This is a genomic window from Nocardiopsis coralliicola (assembly GCF_054779695.1).
In genome coordinates this window covers 199,898-213,689 of the sequence record NZ_BAAGXT010000002.1, presented here as the reverse complement: position 1 = coordinate 213,689, position 13,792 = coordinate 199,898, and the positions used below count along the sequence as shown (strand labels likewise).

The window sequence follows — 13,792 nt, the reverse complement described above, 5'->3', positions numbered from 1 at the left end:
CGCGCTACGCCCCGGCGGCCGGGGGCGCCCACGGAGGCTCCTCCCCGGTAGTGGACCGGGGCTCCGGCACGTCCTCGGCCGCGGCCCCTGGACGCGGATGCGCGCCTGCCGCCGATGCCCCCGCACGCGCGGAGCGGTGGCTGACACCAGCGGCCTACCTCAGCGGATCGAAGGACCGCATCAGGGCGGACGTGGTTCCGGTGGCGATCGAGGCGGCCAGCAGCTTGCCGGTGAGCGGGCCGTAGATGATGCCCCACATACCGTGCCCGCCGGCGACGTGGACGCGGGGCGAGGCCGTGGGTCCGACGAGCGGGAGGCCGTCGGCGGTGAGCGGGCGCGAACCGGCCCATTCCTCGGACCGGGCGCTCCAGTCCACACCGCGCAGCATCGGACGGGCGGCCTCGACCATGCGGCGGACGCGGTCCGGGTTGAACGGCGCGTCAGCGCGCTGGAGCTCCATGCCGCCAGTGACGCGGAACCGGTCCCCCAGCGGGTTGCAGGCCAGGTGCTGCTCCGGCAGATAGACAGGGTGGGTCGGCATGGCGTCCGGCACCACGCTGAAGCTGTAGCCCCGTCCGGGCCGCATCGGGACCCGGATGCCGAACTTGCGGCCCAGGGCAGGGAGCCAGGTCCCGGTTGCGAGCACCACCGCGTCGCAGTGCAGCTCCCGCCCGTCAGCTGCGATCACGTCGACGCCGTCTCCGCGGTCGCGCACATCGCGCACCGCGAAGCCGCCGGTGACGGCTCCGCCGCGGGCGCGCACCGCGCCGGCGAGGGCGCGGGCGAGCTCGGGCGGGTTCACGAAGCGCTGGCCGTGGACCAGCGCCCCCGCTCTGGCGCTGCCGCTGAGTACCGGTTCCAGGCTCCTCAGTTCGCTGCCGCTGGCCAGGTCGTAGTCCATCGCGCCGCCGGCGCGGCGGACCGCCTCCAGTTCCTCGACGAGGTGCCGCAGTCCGGCGCGGCCGGCGCACGCCGCCACCAGCGGGGCCCCCTGGCGCATGGGCAGTTCCACGCCGCCGTCGGCGAGCTCGTCGTAGGCAGCGAGGCTGCTCCGGTTGGCCTGCTGGAAGACCTGCATGGCACGGCGCCACTGCCCGGGCGTGCAGTGCCGGGCGAACTTCAGCAGGAAGGCCCACAGTGCCCGGTCGGCGCTGAAGGGCACCGAGATCGGCGCGCCCGGGTCGAGCAGGGCCCGCGGCCCCTCGCGCAGCTTCGCGGGCGCGGGCATGGGCGCGGTGAACGCGGTGGTGAGCAGCCCCGCGTTGCCCCAGGACGCCCCTGCGGCCACCCCGGTGGAGTCGACGACGGCCACGTCCACCCCGTGTTCCTGCAGGAACCACGCGGCCGACAGGCCGACGGTTCCCGCTCCGACCACGGCGACGGACAGCGGGCGCGGGCTGTTTTCCACCACGGATCCTCCTGGGGGTCGGTTCAGTCCAGCGGGCGGCGCGCGGTCTCCGGCATAGCCAGCACCGGGATGAGCGCAACCGCCGCCGCGGCGATCAGGTAGAGCGCGGGCACCTGCAGGTTCCCGGTCGTGCCGACGAGGAAGGTCACCACCAGCGGCGCAGTGCCGCCGAAGACCGCGAAGGAGATGTTGTAGCCGACCGCGACGCCGGTGCCGCGCACCCGGGCGGGGAAGAGCGCGGGCAGGGTGGCCGTGGTGGTGCCGAGGATGGGGATCTGGCAGGCGGTGAGGATGACGAGCCCCGCCAGTGCCGACTGCCAGGACCCCTGGTTGATCAGCGCGAACGCGGGATAGGCGAGCACGATGTAGGCGACGGCGGCGGCAAGGAGCAGGGGCCGCCGCCCGATCCGGTCGGAGAGCCGCCCGGCCACGGGGATCCCCAGCGTGAGCAGGCCGCCGGCGGCGAACACCAGCAGCTGGGCGGTCCCCTCCGGCAGGGCCAGGTCCTCGGAGAGGAAACTCGGCATGTAGGTCAGCAGCATGTAGGTGCCGATGCTTGAGTAGATCAGGATTCCGCCGCAGATCAGCAGGCGCCGCCACTGCGCGGTGAGCACCTCCCGGACGGGCGCGCCGGCCTTCTCCTCGGTGGCGTCGATGGAGCGGAAGCTCGGCGTGTCCATCAGCCGGAACCGCAGGTAGAGGCCGATGGTGCCGAGGGGCAGCGCCACCAGGAAGGGGATCCGCCACCCCCAGGAGTGCATGTCGGCGCTGCTCAGCGTGTAGGTCAGCAGCGTGGTGATCCCGGAGGCGAGCAGGAATCCGGCGATCGCGCCGAACTCCAGCCAGCTCGCCCAGAACCCGCGGCGCTCGTCGTCGGCGTATTCGACGGCGAAGGTGGAGGCCCCGCCGTACTCGCCGCCCACCGCGAAGCCCTGGACGAGGCGGGCCAGCACCAGCGCGATCGGCGCCAGCACCCCGATGCTGGCGTAGCCGGGGAGCAGTCCGATGGAGAAGGTCGCTCCGGCCATCACGAAGATGGTGATGGTCAGCGTGCGCTTGCGGCCGATCTTGTCGTTGAGCGGGCCGAGGACCAGGGCGCCCAGCGGCCGCACCACGAATGCGACGGCGAAGGTCGCAAACGACGCGAGCAGGGACACGGCGGGGTCGGCCTGGGGGAAGAAGACCGCGCCCAGGACCACCGCCATGTAGCCGTAGATGGCGTAGTCGTACCACTCGGTCGCGTTGCCGATCATCGCTGCGGTGACGGCGCGGCGGCGCATCCCCGGGTCGGTCTGCTGCGCGGAGGGGCCGCCGCCGGGCGCCTCCCCGGCGGGCATCAGGCGACCCCGATCAGGTCGGCCGCGCCGTGCGTGACGACCCGGGCTCCGCCGTCCTCGACGACGAACGTCTGGCTGAGCCCGACACCCGCCCGGCCGAAGGACCGGAAGGAGCCGGGGATGTGGAAGGCCATGCCGGCCTGGAGCGGCGCGTGGTTGCTGCCGGACAGGTAGAAGGGGGCCCCGTCCATCCAGTGCGGCTTGTGCGCGAGCCCGACCGGGTAGCCGAAGAGGTGGTGGAACATGACGTCCTCCGGGAGCGGGGCGATCGCCTCGGATGCGCGGGCCGCCACCTCCGAGCACAGGACTCCGGGCCGGACCGATTCCAGTACCGCCTGCACCGCGGTCCGGGCGAGCTCGGCCAGGACGGCGTCGGCCGGATCCAGCGGCCCTTTCAGTAGCGTGCGCATGAGGGGTGCGTGGTAGCGCTTGTGGGTGCCGGCGTACTCGACGAAGGTGGTCCCTTCGGCGATCGGGCGGTTCACCCAGGTGGCGTGCGGGATCCCGCCGCGCCGCCCCGTCGCGGCGACCGGCCCCCACACCGAAGGCGAGTCCGCGTCGCGGTACAGCGCCTCGGCGATGGCGGCGGCGACGGAGGAGTCGGTTGCGCCGGCGCGGCCGGCCTCGGCTGCCGCGGCCCTGGTGCCGGCATCGGCGACGCGGCCCGCCTCGTCGAGGCAGCCGATCTCCTCGGCGGAGAGCACCAGCCGCGCGCGCTCCACCAGGTAGTCGGAGTCGGCCGCGGTGAAGCCGCGGGAGCGCAGGATCTCCACGGCCTGCGGCGGGGTGGAGGCGTGGCCGAACTCCACTCCCACCCGGGCCCCCGCCGGGAGCAGGCCGGCCGCGCTGCCGAGGTAGGCGTCCAGTCCGCTGAGGCCGTCGGCGTAGCCGCAGAACCGGATGTGGTCGACCCGCGACGTCGCCAGCGCCCGGCCGACTTCCAGGTCGGGAATGTAGAGGTGGCTGGACGACTCGGTCAGCAGCAGCGGCTGGGGCGCCGTTTCCATCGTGTGGTAGCCGCAGAGGTATTCGACGCTGGAGGGGCGGAAGACGAGCAGTGCGTCCAGGCGCAGGTCGGCCATGCGGTACCGGGCCGCGCGCTGGCGCGCCCGGTATTCGCCGTTGCTGAACGACGGGCCCTCGGTCGCCGCCACCTTCGCGGAATTGGCGGCACTGAGCCAGCTGGGTGATCCGGACGCCCCCAGCCCCTCGACGCTCGTCGGGAAGCCATCGCGCGAATCCTGACCCATGGTGCTCTCTTTCCGAGCGGGAACGGCCAGCGGTGAACGCGGTGGTGCGGGCCGCGCAGCCACCGTTGAGCGGCAGTTTAGGGAGCGGAATTGCTTCAGGTCCATTGAATGCTTCTTGCGTCAATGTTTTAGGGTTCCTTCATGGAACTGTCGCTCCACCGGCTCCGGATGCTGTACGAGTTCTCCCGGTGCGGCACCGTCACCGAGACGGCGGCGCTCCTGCATTACACGCCGTCGGCGGTGTCGCAGCAGCTGAGCGTGCTGGAGCGCGAGGTCGGACTGCAGCTTTTCGAACAGGTGGGCCGCCGGCTGCACCTGACCGAGGTCGGCGGGGTGCTCGCGGCGCACGCCGGCGACGTCCTGGACGCCGAGCGGCGCGCGCGGATCGCGGTCGAGCAGGCCCAGGAGACGCTGCAGGCCGAACTGGCGGTCGGTGTGCTGGCGACGCTGGCCGGCTCGCTGGTGCCGCCGGTCCTGGAGCGGCTCGCGGAGCGCCACCCCGGCATCCGGGTGAAGACGCGGGAGGTTCCCCCCGAGCGGATGCAGGACGCGGTCCGGGAGCGCGAAGTCGACCTGGCGTTCGTCCTGGACTACCCGGACGCCCCGACGGTGTGGGACGCCAGCGTCGAGTCCGCGCTGGTCGGCGTGGAGAAGCTGCGGCTCGTAGCGCCGCCCGGCACGCTCCGCACCGCGGAACCGGTCGCGCTGGCCGGCTTCGCGGAGCACCCCTGGGTGGCTTCGGAGGCCAACACGCAGTTCGGGCATGCGCTGCGGATGGTGTGCCAGCGCGCGGGGTTCGTCCCGCGCATCGCCCACCAGGTGGACGAGCAGGCCACCGCGATGGCCATGGTGGCCGCCGGGCTCGGCGTTACGCTCGTCCCCGACCTCGGGCGGCTGTCGCTGCGCCCCGCACCGCTGGACGTCGCCGACCTCAGCGAACCGATGACCCGGCGGGTCCTGCTGGTGCGCCGGTCAACGGCCGGTGACCGCCCCTCCGAGCGGGCCTTCGTCCGCGCAGCACTCGACGCGGCCACGGATTTCGGCCTCGGCCAGCACACCGGAGGCGCGGACCCGGACGCCCCTCGTGCGTGACGCGGTGCCGGCCCGCGCCGCCTGGTGCTGCTGGGCGCCGGCAGCCGCCGCATGGCTCCAGACCCCGGCCGGTGGCGGACCACCCTGGAGCACACGGAGCGGCGTCTCGGCGTTCGCCGCCACTGCCGGCGCGCTGCCAGCCACGCGTGCGCACGCGCGCACCCGGCATTCCGGCTGGTCCCGTTCAGCAACAGGCGCGGGCCTACCGATCGCCCTGGGGGCCGGGGCCGCGTCACCGCGGTCGTCACCGAACCGGGCCGCGGCCGAGCACGGATATCAGCGCAGGACCAGCTCGCCCGTTGGTCCGCGCAGCATCGCTTCGAGCAGCGGGGCCGGCCCCTGCGCCACCGCGAGGTCCGCGCCGAGGGCCGCGAGGGCCGGAGCGATCGAGGCGGGGTCGGGGTGCTCGGCGCGCAGCGCCACCAGGTCCATGGCGGGCAGGTCGCCCAGGCCCGGCTGCGGCGTGTCGCCCCAGTCGATGAGTAAGGGCACCAGCGCCGGGTAGCCCGCCGGTTCGCGCTTGGCCAGCTGCCAGTGCAGGACCCGGCCGTCCGGAGTGGTGCGGGACCAGGGTTCGGCGTCGCCGGGATCGTGGCCCGCGGCGCGGGCGCGCTGGACGGCGGCGTCGAGGCCGCCGTCCACGCGGACCGCGAAGGTCGCCAGGTGCGGCCGCTCAAGGCGGGCCAGGCCGAACACTCCGACCGGTCCGGGGTCGGCGCGTTCGGGGTCGGGACCGACGATCTCCAGGTAGTGCGGAGAGCGCTCGCCGTTCACCGTGAGTGCGACCAGTGCGTTGGCCGAACCCACCGGGTGCCGCCCGCCCGGCGCCGGGACGACACCGGTGCGCTCGGCGAACGACGCCGCGCCCGCCTCCAGGTCGGGGACGGCATAGACCAGGTGGTCGAGGGTGCGCGGAACGTCCAACGGGCTCTCCCCTTCTCCTTCGGTGGCGGCGGCACGCATACGGCCGGGGCAGGGCGGCACCGGCTCCCGGCCGGCCCTGCACCGGGCCGGCGCACCGGCGTCCGGCAGCGCCATCATGCCGCACCCCGGGCACTGCCCGGGGCCCGCCGCTGCACCGCCGCTGTCCCTGCCGGGCCGGAGGCCAGTGCGGACTTCCGTCCGGGACACTTCTCCGGAGCGGCGCGGCCGCCCATCGTGAATACCGGCGGTGGCAGGGGACGGAGGGCTGCTGATGGGCCACGGGGCCGGCGGGCGGCGTCCGGCGGGGAGGGGCCGGCGCTTCGACGGGCTCCTCCTGGACTTCGGCGGGGTGCTGACCGAAGGCGTCGGCGCATCGATCCGCTCGTGGTGCCTCGGCCACGGGCTCGACTCCGCCGCGTGGGGCCGCGTCCTCGGCGAACACCCCCGGGGCAGGCGCCTCTACAAGCAGCTGGAGGTCGGCGCCCTGCCGCAGGCGGAGTGGAACGCGGCCACCGCTCCCCTGCTCGGCGTGGAGGACAGCGAGAACCTGATGGGCCGCGTCTGGGCCCGGGTCACGCTGGCTTCGCCGATGGCCGAGCTCGCGGCGGCAGCCCGCTCCGCCGGCCACCGGGTCGGCCTCCTGTCGAACAGCTTCGGCCTCGATCCCTACGACCCCTACCGGTCCATCGGCGTGTGGGACCTGTTCGACGCGCACACCATCAGCGAGGCGGAAGGGGTCGCCAAGCCGGATCCGCGCATCTACCGCGCCGCCGTGGACCGGCTGGGTGTCCCTGCGGGCCGATGCGTCTTCGTGGACGATGTCGCGGCGAACCTGAAGCCGGCCGCCGACCTGGGGATGGCCGTGGTCCTCGCCGGGGATGCGGCGGCCACCGCCCGGCGCGTCGCCGATCTTCTGGGCGTCGCTCCCGCCGGGTGGGGCGCCCCGGGGCATCGCATCCCGCCCGGCTAGCGCGTGGGGAGGGTGAGGATCTCGGCGCCGTCGGAGGTGATGGCGATGGTGTGCTCGGAGTGGGCGGTGCGGGCACCGGTGGCGCTGCGCAGGGTCCAGCCGTCCTCGTCGGTCACGAGGTCGGCGGTGTCGGCCATGACCCACGGCTCCAGGGCGAGCAGGAGGCCGGGGCGCAGTGTGTAGCCGCGGCCCGGGCGGCCGGTGTTGGGGACGTGCGGGTCCTGGTGCATGGTGGAGCCGATTCCGTGGCCGCCGAATTCGGTGTTGACCTGGTAGCCCGCACCGGACAGGACCGCGCCGATGGCGGCGGAGAGGTCGCCGATGCGGGCGCCGGGACGGGCGGCTTCGATCCCGGCGGCGAGCGCGCGCTCGGTGGTCTCGATCATCGCGGTGCTCTCCGCGGGCCGCTGCTCTCCGACGAGGAAGCTGATGGCGGAGTCGGCGGCGATGCCGTCTTTGGCGACGGCGAGGTCGAGGGTGAGCAGGTCGCCGTCGGCGAGGGCGTAGTCGCGGGGTTTGGCGTGCAGCACGGCGTCGTTGACGGCCGTGCAGATGTAGTGGCCGAACGGTCCGCTGCCGAAGGACGGCGCGTAGTCGACGTAGCAGGACTCGGCTCCGGCCTCGGTGATCATCTCCGCCACCCACCGGTCGATCTCCAGCAGGTTCGTGCCGACGCCGGCGCGGTCCCGGACGCTGTGCAGGATGTCGGCGACCAGGGAGCCGGACACGCGGGCCCGTTCGACGTCGCTGGGGGTGAAGATCTCGATCATCCGGCGGACTCCAGCCAGTAGAAGATAATTATACCGGCCATATTATCTCTCCCCCTGCGGTGCGTCCACTTCGTTGGACCGCAGAGCCGGTAGGCCGGGGCGGCGAACCAGCCCAGGCCGATGGCGAGGTTGATCCGCTGCCACAGCCCGTGGAAGGCCCCCGCGCCCCCTTCCGCGCCGGCGAGGGCGGCCGCCGCAAACGTCACCCGGACGGCGACCGCCGTGGCCGCCGGATACCAGGCCCACGGGCGCCCGCAGGGCTCGGCCGCGAAACGGCGGGCCAGCACGCAGACCAGGGCGATGAGGGACAGGTAGAACGGCACCGGATCGGCGTCGTGCAGCGCGCCGTGCAGTGTCGGCTCAGCCGGCACCGCAGCTCCGGGCGGATAGCCGGGCTCGGCTGCCCGGCGGGCAGAGCGGCGCTCTGTGCAGCGGCTCTCGCCTCAGCTGCGGGCCGACTCCCCGGTTCCGGGGCGGACGCGCACCAGTTGGGCCAGCAGCGCCAGGACCGGCAGCTCCAGCAGCGGTCCCACCACCAGCGCGACCGCGATCAGCGGCCGGTCGGGGAAGGCCGCGACCGCGATCGCCAGGGCGATGGGCGAGTTGCGCGCCGTAGTGGCCATGGCCAGGGTCACCCGGCGGTCGGCCGGCAGGCGCAGGAGGCGCGCGGCGCCCGCCGCGGCCAGCGGCAGGACGGTGAAGAAGACCGCCAGCGGCAGCAGCAGCGCGAGCAGGTCGGCGGCGTGGGTGAGCACGGTGCGCGCCTGCCAGGCGAACATCGCGAACACCGCCGCATACAGCAGCGGCAGCACCAGCCGGCCCGCGGGAGCGGTGAGGCACCGCTCCCGCCACAGGGCGCCCTTCCAGCGCCCTGCCGCCCACCGCAGCACGAGCGCGGCGGCCAGCGGCACCACCAGCACCAGCAGCACTGATTCCGCCAGCACGGCACCGCTGACCATGGCGGCCTCCCCGCCGAGCAGCAGCACATAGACCGGCAGCAGCACCAGCTGCAGGACGAGGTTGACCGGAAGCAGCGCCGCGGCGATGCCGGTGTGTCCGCGCGCCATGGCGGTGAACACCAGATACCAGTCGGTGCAGGGCGTGACCAGCAACAGCAGCAGTCCGATGCGCAGGTCCGGTTCGCCGCCGAGCAGCCCTGCGCCCAGCGCCCACGCCAGCGCCGGCGTGAACACGAAGTTCAGCACCAGGCTCGCCGCAACGAGGCGCCCGGCGCCGCGCACCTCGCCCACCTGCGCGGCGTCCATCTGCACGAACACGCACGCCAGCATCACCAGCAGCGCCGGCAGGACGACATGCTCGGCCGCCCCGCCGATCGGCAGCAGGATGCCGGCCACCAGACCGGCGACGGCGGCAGCAGCCACGAACAGGCTCTGCAGCCGGTCCAGCAGGGACATCAGGTCGCCTTCTGTCGGTGGGCCGGATCGCCGGTGCCGTTCCCCGCGAACGGCTCTTCCCAGCCTAGGAAGCGCGGCCCACTGCTCTCGCCGCCAGCCGCGCGCGCCCCCATCCTCAGCCGGACCTGCGGCGTGCCGTTCCAGCGCCCGCAGGCGTGCGCGGCCGCACCGGGTGCTGGCGCAGAGGCTGCCGGTCGCCTGCGCTCGCCGCCGTGGCCGGTGGCAGGGCCGGGGGATCGGAGCGTCGGCCCGCGCACTTCAGGGGCGGACGGCTGGCCGGCGCGCTGCGCGGGTGGACACGCTGGCGCTCCGGGTCGGCGAAGACTGCGTGTCGGCGCACCGGACGTCATGGCCGACCGGCTCCGCTGCGGAGCACACCACCGGCAGGGCCTGCTCGCGAGCGTGATGCGCGCTCGAACTGCCGCTGCGCCCGCGGCAGGCGCAGCAGTCCCCGGCGGCCGGCGAACCGCTCGGCCCGCGGGCCGAGCAGCGCCTGCACCGATGCGCTCGGTGTGTACCGGCCGCGGGCGCCGGCTCCTCGCGGGTGCACCGACGCCGGGTGCGCCCCTCCGAGGCAAGGCCGGCCCCGGCCCCGCTGCCAGTGCGGCGCCCCGACCCGGGTGCCCCCGCGGACCCGCCCTCCTGATCAGCGCGGACACCGGCGAACCGCAGGAGCCCCGCTACCGTGCAGCAGCAGCGGCGCGCCGGGGGCAGACGCGAGCACCGCACCACCGCGGACGGGCCCCGGCACCACCCCCTCCCGCAGCCGACCCCCTGCTCCTTGCCCGCGCGGACAGGCGGCCGTCCGGGGATCTCTCTCTCCCCCCCCCCGGGCGACCGCGGTGGGCCGGGCGCCCGTCCTGCGCCCGGCCCGGTTCGGTCAGCCGAACTGGCCCGGCGTGTAGGAGCCGGCGGGCGTCCGGTTGATGGCGTTGATCCGGTTGAAGGCGTTGATCAGCGCGATCTCGCCGATCAGCGCGGTCAGCTGCTCCTCGTCGTAGTGCTCGGCGGCCTCGACCCACGCCTCGTCGGTGACGCCTTCGGCGGCATCGGCGACCCGGGTGCCCTGCTCGGCGAGGTCCAGGGCGGCACGCTCGGCGGGCGTGAACACCGTTGCCTCGCGCCAGGCGGCCACCATGTTCATCCGCTCCGGGCTCTCGCCCGCCGCGACGGCCTCCTTGAAGTGCATGTCAGTGCAGAACCCGCACCCGTTGATCTGGCTGGCGCGCAGCCGCACCATCTCCCGCGTCGCCTTCGGCAGATCCGCCTGCGCGAGTACTCCTTCGGCCGCCAGGATGTGCTGGTAAAAGCTGCCGGCCAGCTTGCTCGCGAACAGGTCCAATCGCGCGTTCATGTCGGCTCCTTCGCCGTGATCGGTCGGGACACCATGAAGACACCGCGTCCCCCCGCCGACGTGACAGCCCGCCGAGTGACCTGCGCCACACGATCCGCCGGGGCCGCCGTCACCCGCGCCCGAGCCGCGCTTCGGCGAACGCTGCGACGGCCTCCGCCAGCCAGGACGGCAGCCGCGGGTCGGCGGCCGCGGCGATCGAGCGCTGCAGCGGATCGGTCTCGTAGAGGCGGCCCATGGCGCGGTACTGCTCCAGCGTCGCCGGCCAGTACCGCCGCGTCTGCGCGTAGTGCTCGGCCATCAGCTCCGCCGCCGCAGCCCCGCCGGGCGGCTGCCCGCGGCGCAGCAGCGCAGCGCAGGCGCCGAACAGCCGCGCAGAGTCGGCCACCAGGTGCTCGCGGTCGGCCGCCGACAGCGGCCCCGACCCGGCATCCGGCAGCGCCGCGGCCGCACCCGGCCCGAATCCGGCATCGAGCCGCTCCGCGAACGCCGCGCCGTCCGCCTCCCGGTCCGCGATGCGCTCCGCGGTGCCTTCCGCGGGCGTATCGAGGCGGTCGACGTGCTCGGCGATACCGCTGATCAGCGCATCCAGCCGCGCCCGCTCGGCGCTCAGCTCGGCGAGGTGCCCGCGCAGCGCGTCCGCCTCGCCGACGCCGTCGGACACCACGTCGGCGATGGCCTCCAGCCCCAGGCCCGATCTGCGCAGCGCCAGGATGCGGAACAGCCGCGGCAGGCGCTCTTCGGCGTAGTACCGGTAGCCGTTGGCGCCCACCCGGCACGGCGGGAACAGCCCGATGGCGCCGTAGTGGCGCAGCACCCGGGTCGAGACGCCGGCGCGCCGCGCCACTTCGCCCACCGTCAGATCCGCACCCATCCCACTCCCGCCGTTGACCTTGACACCGTGTCAATCTCTAGCGTCGCGCACATGGCGACAGCAATCGAGAACGTGCGCGTCTTCGACGGCACCCAGACCACGGCTGCCACGGCGGTGCGCATCGACGGCGCGCACATCAGTGCGGTCGGCAGCGGGCCCCTGGCACACCCCGGCGACACCGTTATCGACGGCCGAGGCGGCACCCTGCTGCCGGGGCTCATCGACGCCCACGTGCACCTGCTGCCCGGTGCACCCCGCCAGGCGATGTCGTTCGGCGTGACCACGCTGCTCGACATGTTCTCCCAACCGCCCCTCGTGGACACCTGCGCCGACCAGGGGCGCGGAGGCGCGGGCGCGGACGTGTACAGCTCCACCATCGGCGCCACCGCACCCGGCGGCCACCCGTCGATGATGTACGCCCCGTTCCCCACCCTGGAGAGCCCCAGCGGAGCGGCGGCGTTCGTCGCCGAGCGCGCCGCGGAGGGCGCCCGCTTCCTCAAGCTGTTCTACGAGGGCGGCCACAGCATCGACTGGCCGATGCCATCGCTGGACCTGGCCACCGTCGAGGCGCTCGCCGCGGCGGCGCACGGCGCCGGCATGCTCGCCGTCGCCCACGCGCACAGCGCCGCCGACGCCGTCGCGGTGGTCGAGCACGGCGCCGACGTCCTGGCCCACGCGCCGTCCGACCCGCTCTCCGCGGAGCAGCTCGCCGTGCTGGCTGAGCGCGCGACCCCGGTGATCTCCACGCTGGCAGTGGCCGACGGCTTCCCCGCTACCGGCGCTCCGATGCCGCTGCTCGCCGACCCCGCGCTCAGCGGCCTGCTCGGCCCGGCCTGGGCCGAGGTGCTGCGCGGCCAAGCCGACCGGTGGATGCCGCCGGCACCGCCCGACTTCGCCGGCGCCGCCCACAACGTGCGGCGGCTCCACGAGGCCGGCTGCCCGGTCCTCGCCGGCACCGACGCGCCCAACCCGGGAACCGTGCACGGCGCGAGCCTGCACCGCGAACTCGGCCATCTCGTGCAGGCGGGGCTGTCCCCGGAAGCAGCCCTGGCGGCCGCCACCGGGGCACCCGCGCAGGTGTTCGGCCTCACCGGCCGCGGGGTGATCCGCCCCGGAGCGCGGGCCGATCTGCTGCTGACCGGAGGACGGCCCGACGCCGGGATCGCCGCGTCCGCGCAGATCGCCGGCGTGTGGAAGGACGGCCACCGCTGGACCGGCAGCTATCCGGGCTCGGCCGCCGAGGCCGACGGCATCGCCCACCTGCGCGAGCAGACCGATGCCGTCATTGCCGCCGTGACCCGCATGCTCCCCGACGGCGTATTCGCACCCGAGAAGGAGCCAGGGGAAGCGCCGTAGCGGGCGGGGCTGCACCGCCTCACCCCTCGCTGATGAGGAGGGCGGTGCGGCGGTCGACCTGGCTGCCCGGGACGACCAGGTCGGCCTTCTCCTTCTGCCAGGTCGCGAAGTGCGGTGTGCGGCGGTGCGCTTCCAGTGCCGCCTCGTCGGCGAAGACCTCGTAGACCCAGAACTCGTCGGGGTCGCCGGGAGCTGCGGAGACGTCGAAGCGCAGGCAGCCGGGCTCGTCGCCCGGTGCACTGGCGGCGGTGCAGGCGATTCCGGCGAGGAATGCGTCCCGGCAACCGGGGCGCACGCGCAGTGAGATGACCAGGGCAAGGGCGCGGGAGCCGATGGGCGGGCCTTCCGTGCGTGCTGCTCAGGTGTCCGTGGCGCGCCCGCGCGCGTGCGGCGCGTGCCAGTGGAAGCGCAGCGCGAACAGCCGGAACGCGATCGCACCGAGCGCGGCCAGCGCTCCGGTCCACCAGTTGTACACGCCCGCCGCATACAGGGCTGAGGCCGCTGACGCCCCCAGCAGCGCCGGCAGCAGGTAGACCTCGGAGTCGCGGCGCAGCACCGACGGCGGCATGCCGGCGAGCAGGTCCCGCAGCATCCCGCCGCCCACGGCGGTGGTGACGCCCATCAGGGCCGCCGGTACCGGCCCCAGACCGAACGTCGCCGCCTTGACGGCGCCGGTGACGCAATACAGGCCCAGCCCCACGGCGTCGGCGAGCGCCAGTGGCGCGCCCCGCAGCCGCTCCCCCGGCTGCCACAGCGCGATGATGCCGGCGGCGACCAGCGCCGTCGCCAGGTAGCGCAGATCGACGAAGGCGGCCGGCGGCGTGTCCCCGATGAGCAGGTCGCGCACGACGCCGCCGCCGAACGCGGTGCAGCAGGCCAGCACCGCGATGCCGACGATGTCGAAGCCGCGCTGCACCGCCACCAGCGCCCCCGAAACCGCGAAGGCGAACGCCCCGAGCAGGTCCAGCACGTCGAAGGCGATCACCGGCGCCGAACCGAAATCCACCGCTCCCCCTCTCGCCCAGCGCCGGGACCGGCGCGGCCT

14 protein-coding genes are annotated in these 13,792 nt (G+C 74.4%); 3 read left to right on the top strand and 11 right to left on the bottom strand.

Translation table 11 applies throughout. The features are described 5' to 3' along the window. Positions 1-154 precede the first annotated feature (154 nt). From ACYVGT_RS03070 to ACYVGT_RS03060, 3 genes are read right to left on the bottom strand one after another with little or no spacing between them, the layout of a single operon-like run. On the bottom strand, positions 155-1,411 hold the full coding sequence (locus tag ACYVGT_RS03070; protein WP_460854818.1) for an NAD(P)/FAD-dependent oxidoreductase: 1,257 nt from the start codon (positions 1,409-1,411) through the stop codon (positions 155-157). Between the two features lie 20 nt (positions 1,412-1,431). Further along, the gene (locus ACYVGT_RS03065) at positions 1,432-2,745 is read right to left on the bottom strand and encodes an MFS transporter (protein ID WP_460854817.1); all 1,314 of its coding nucleotides are present in this window, start codon (positions 2,743-2,745) and stop codon (positions 1,432-1,434) included. Next, positions 2,745-3,995 (bottom strand): M24 family metallopeptidase, encoded by a 1,251-nt coding sequence (locus tag ACYVGT_RS03060; protein WP_460854815.1) that lies wholly within the window; start codon positions 3,993-3,995, stop codon positions 2,745-2,747. Before ACYVGT_RS03060 ends, ACYVGT_RS03065 begins: the two co-directional genes overlap by 1 nt. A gap of 141 nt (positions 3,996-4,136) precedes the next feature. Here ACYVGT_RS03060 and ACYVGT_RS03055 point away from each other — a divergent pair, with 141 nt between their 5' ends. Next, entirely contained in the window at positions 4,137-5,087 is a 951-nt protein-coding gene (locus ACYVGT_RS03055) for a LysR family transcriptional regulator (RefSeq protein WP_460854814.1), read from the top strand. 276 nt (positions 5,088-5,363) lie between these two features. On the opposite strand, the gene ACYVGT_RS03050 is transcribed toward ACYVGT_RS03055, so the two are convergent. Then, complete coding sequence (locus tag ACYVGT_RS03050; protein ID WP_460854813.1) at positions 5,364-6,011, bottom strand: VOC family protein; 648 nt, start codon at positions 6,009-6,011, stop codon at positions 5,364-5,366. A 247-nt stretch (positions 6,012-6,258) separates the two neighbouring features. Here ACYVGT_RS03050 and ACYVGT_RS03045 point away from each other — a divergent pair, with 247 nt between their 5' ends. Continuing rightward, a complete protein-coding gene (locus ACYVGT_RS03045) occupies positions 6,259-6,981 on the top strand; it encodes an HAD-IA family hydrolase (RefSeq protein ID WP_460854812.1) in 723 nt (240 codons plus the stop codon). Here ACYVGT_RS03045 and map read toward each other — a convergent pair. The 5 genes from map to ACYVGT_RS03020 form a co-directional block, all read right to left on the bottom strand. Next, positions 6,978-7,751, bottom strand: a complete 774-nt coding sequence (gene map, locus ACYVGT_RS03040) for a type I methionyl aminopeptidase (RefSeq protein WP_460854811.1) — start codon at positions 7,749-7,751, stop codon at positions 6,978-6,980. The genes ACYVGT_RS03045 and map overlap by 4 nt on opposite strands. Further along, the gene (locus ACYVGT_RS03035) at positions 7,748-8,122 is read right to left on the bottom strand and encodes a DUF998 domain-containing protein (protein ID WP_460854810.1); all 375 of its coding nucleotides are present in this window, start codon (positions 8,120-8,122) and stop codon (positions 7,748-7,750) included. Before ACYVGT_RS03035 ends, map begins: the two co-directional genes overlap by 4 nt. A gap of 72 nt (positions 8,123-8,194) precedes the next feature. Then, the gene (locus ACYVGT_RS03030) at positions 8,195-9,166 is read right to left on the bottom strand and encodes an arsenic resistance protein (RefSeq protein ID WP_460854809.1); all 972 of its coding nucleotides are present in this window, start codon (positions 9,164-9,166) and stop codon (positions 8,195-8,197) included. Between the two features lie 880 nt (positions 9,167-10,046). Then, a complete protein-coding gene (locus ACYVGT_RS03025) occupies positions 10,047-10,520 on the bottom strand; it encodes a carboxymuconolactone decarboxylase family protein (protein ID WP_460854808.1) in 474 nt (157 codons plus the stop codon). A 109-nt stretch (positions 10,521-10,629) separates the two neighbouring features. Next, positions 10,630-11,391 (bottom strand): MerR family transcriptional regulator, encoded by a 762-nt coding sequence (locus tag ACYVGT_RS03020; protein WP_460854807.1) that lies wholly within the window; start codon positions 11,389-11,391, stop codon positions 10,630-10,632. Positions 11,392-11,442: 51 nt separating this feature from the next. On the opposite strand from ACYVGT_RS03020, the gene ACYVGT_RS03015 reads away from it, so the two are divergent. Beyond that, positions 11,443-12,747 (top strand): amidohydrolase family protein, encoded by a 1,305-nt coding sequence (locus ACYVGT_RS03015; RefSeq protein WP_460854806.1) that lies wholly within the window; start codon positions 11,443-11,445, stop codon positions 12,745-12,747. Positions 12,748-12,766: 19 nt separating this feature from the next. On the opposite strand, the gene ACYVGT_RS03010 is transcribed toward ACYVGT_RS03015, so the two are convergent. Next, positions 12,767-13,054: a putative quinol monooxygenase gene (locus ACYVGT_RS03010; protein ID WP_460854893.1), complete on the bottom strand. Its 288-nt coding sequence runs from the start codon at positions 13,052-13,054 to the stop codon at positions 12,767-12,769. A 51-nt stretch (positions 13,055-13,105) separates the two neighbouring features. Beyond that, a complete protein-coding gene (locus ACYVGT_RS03005; RefSeq protein ID WP_460854805.1) occupies positions 13,106-13,753 on the bottom strand; it encodes a trimeric intracellular cation channel family protein in 648 nt (215 codons plus the stop codon). Positions 13,754-13,792 lie beyond the last annotated feature (39 nt).

Coding starts and splice junctions, on each gene's coding strand:
- ACYVGT_RS03065 (WP_460854817.1), bottom strand. CDS start 2,745: ATGCCCGCCGGGGAGGCGCCCGGCGGCGGCCCCTCCGCGCAGCAGACC.
- ACYVGT_RS03060 (WP_460854815.1), bottom strand. CDS start 3,995: ATGGGTCAGGATTCGCGCGATGGCTTCCCGACGAGCGTCGAGGGGCTG.
- ACYVGT_RS03055 (WP_460854814.1), top strand. CDS start 4,137: ATGGAACTGTCGCTCCACCGGCTCCGGATGCTGTACGAGTTCTCCCGG.
- map (WP_460854811.1), bottom strand. CDS start 7,751: ATGATCGAGATCTTCACCCCCAGCGACGTCGAACGGGCCCGCGTGTCC.
- ACYVGT_RS03030 (WP_460854809.1), bottom strand. CDS start 9,166: ATGTCCCTGCTGGACCGGCTGCAGAGCCTGTTCGTGGCTGCTGCCGCC.
- ACYVGT_RS03025 (WP_460854808.1), bottom strand. CDS start 10,520: ATGAACGCGCGATTGGACCTGTTCGCGAGCAAGCTGGCCGGCAGCTTT.
- ACYVGT_RS03020 (WP_460854807.1), bottom strand. CDS start 11,391: ATGGGTGCGGATCTGACGGTGGGCGAAGTGGCGCGGCGCGCCGGCGTC.
- ACYVGT_RS03015 (WP_460854806.1), top strand. CDS start 11,443: ATGGCGACAGCAATCGAGAACGTGCGCGTCTTCGACGGCACCCAGACC.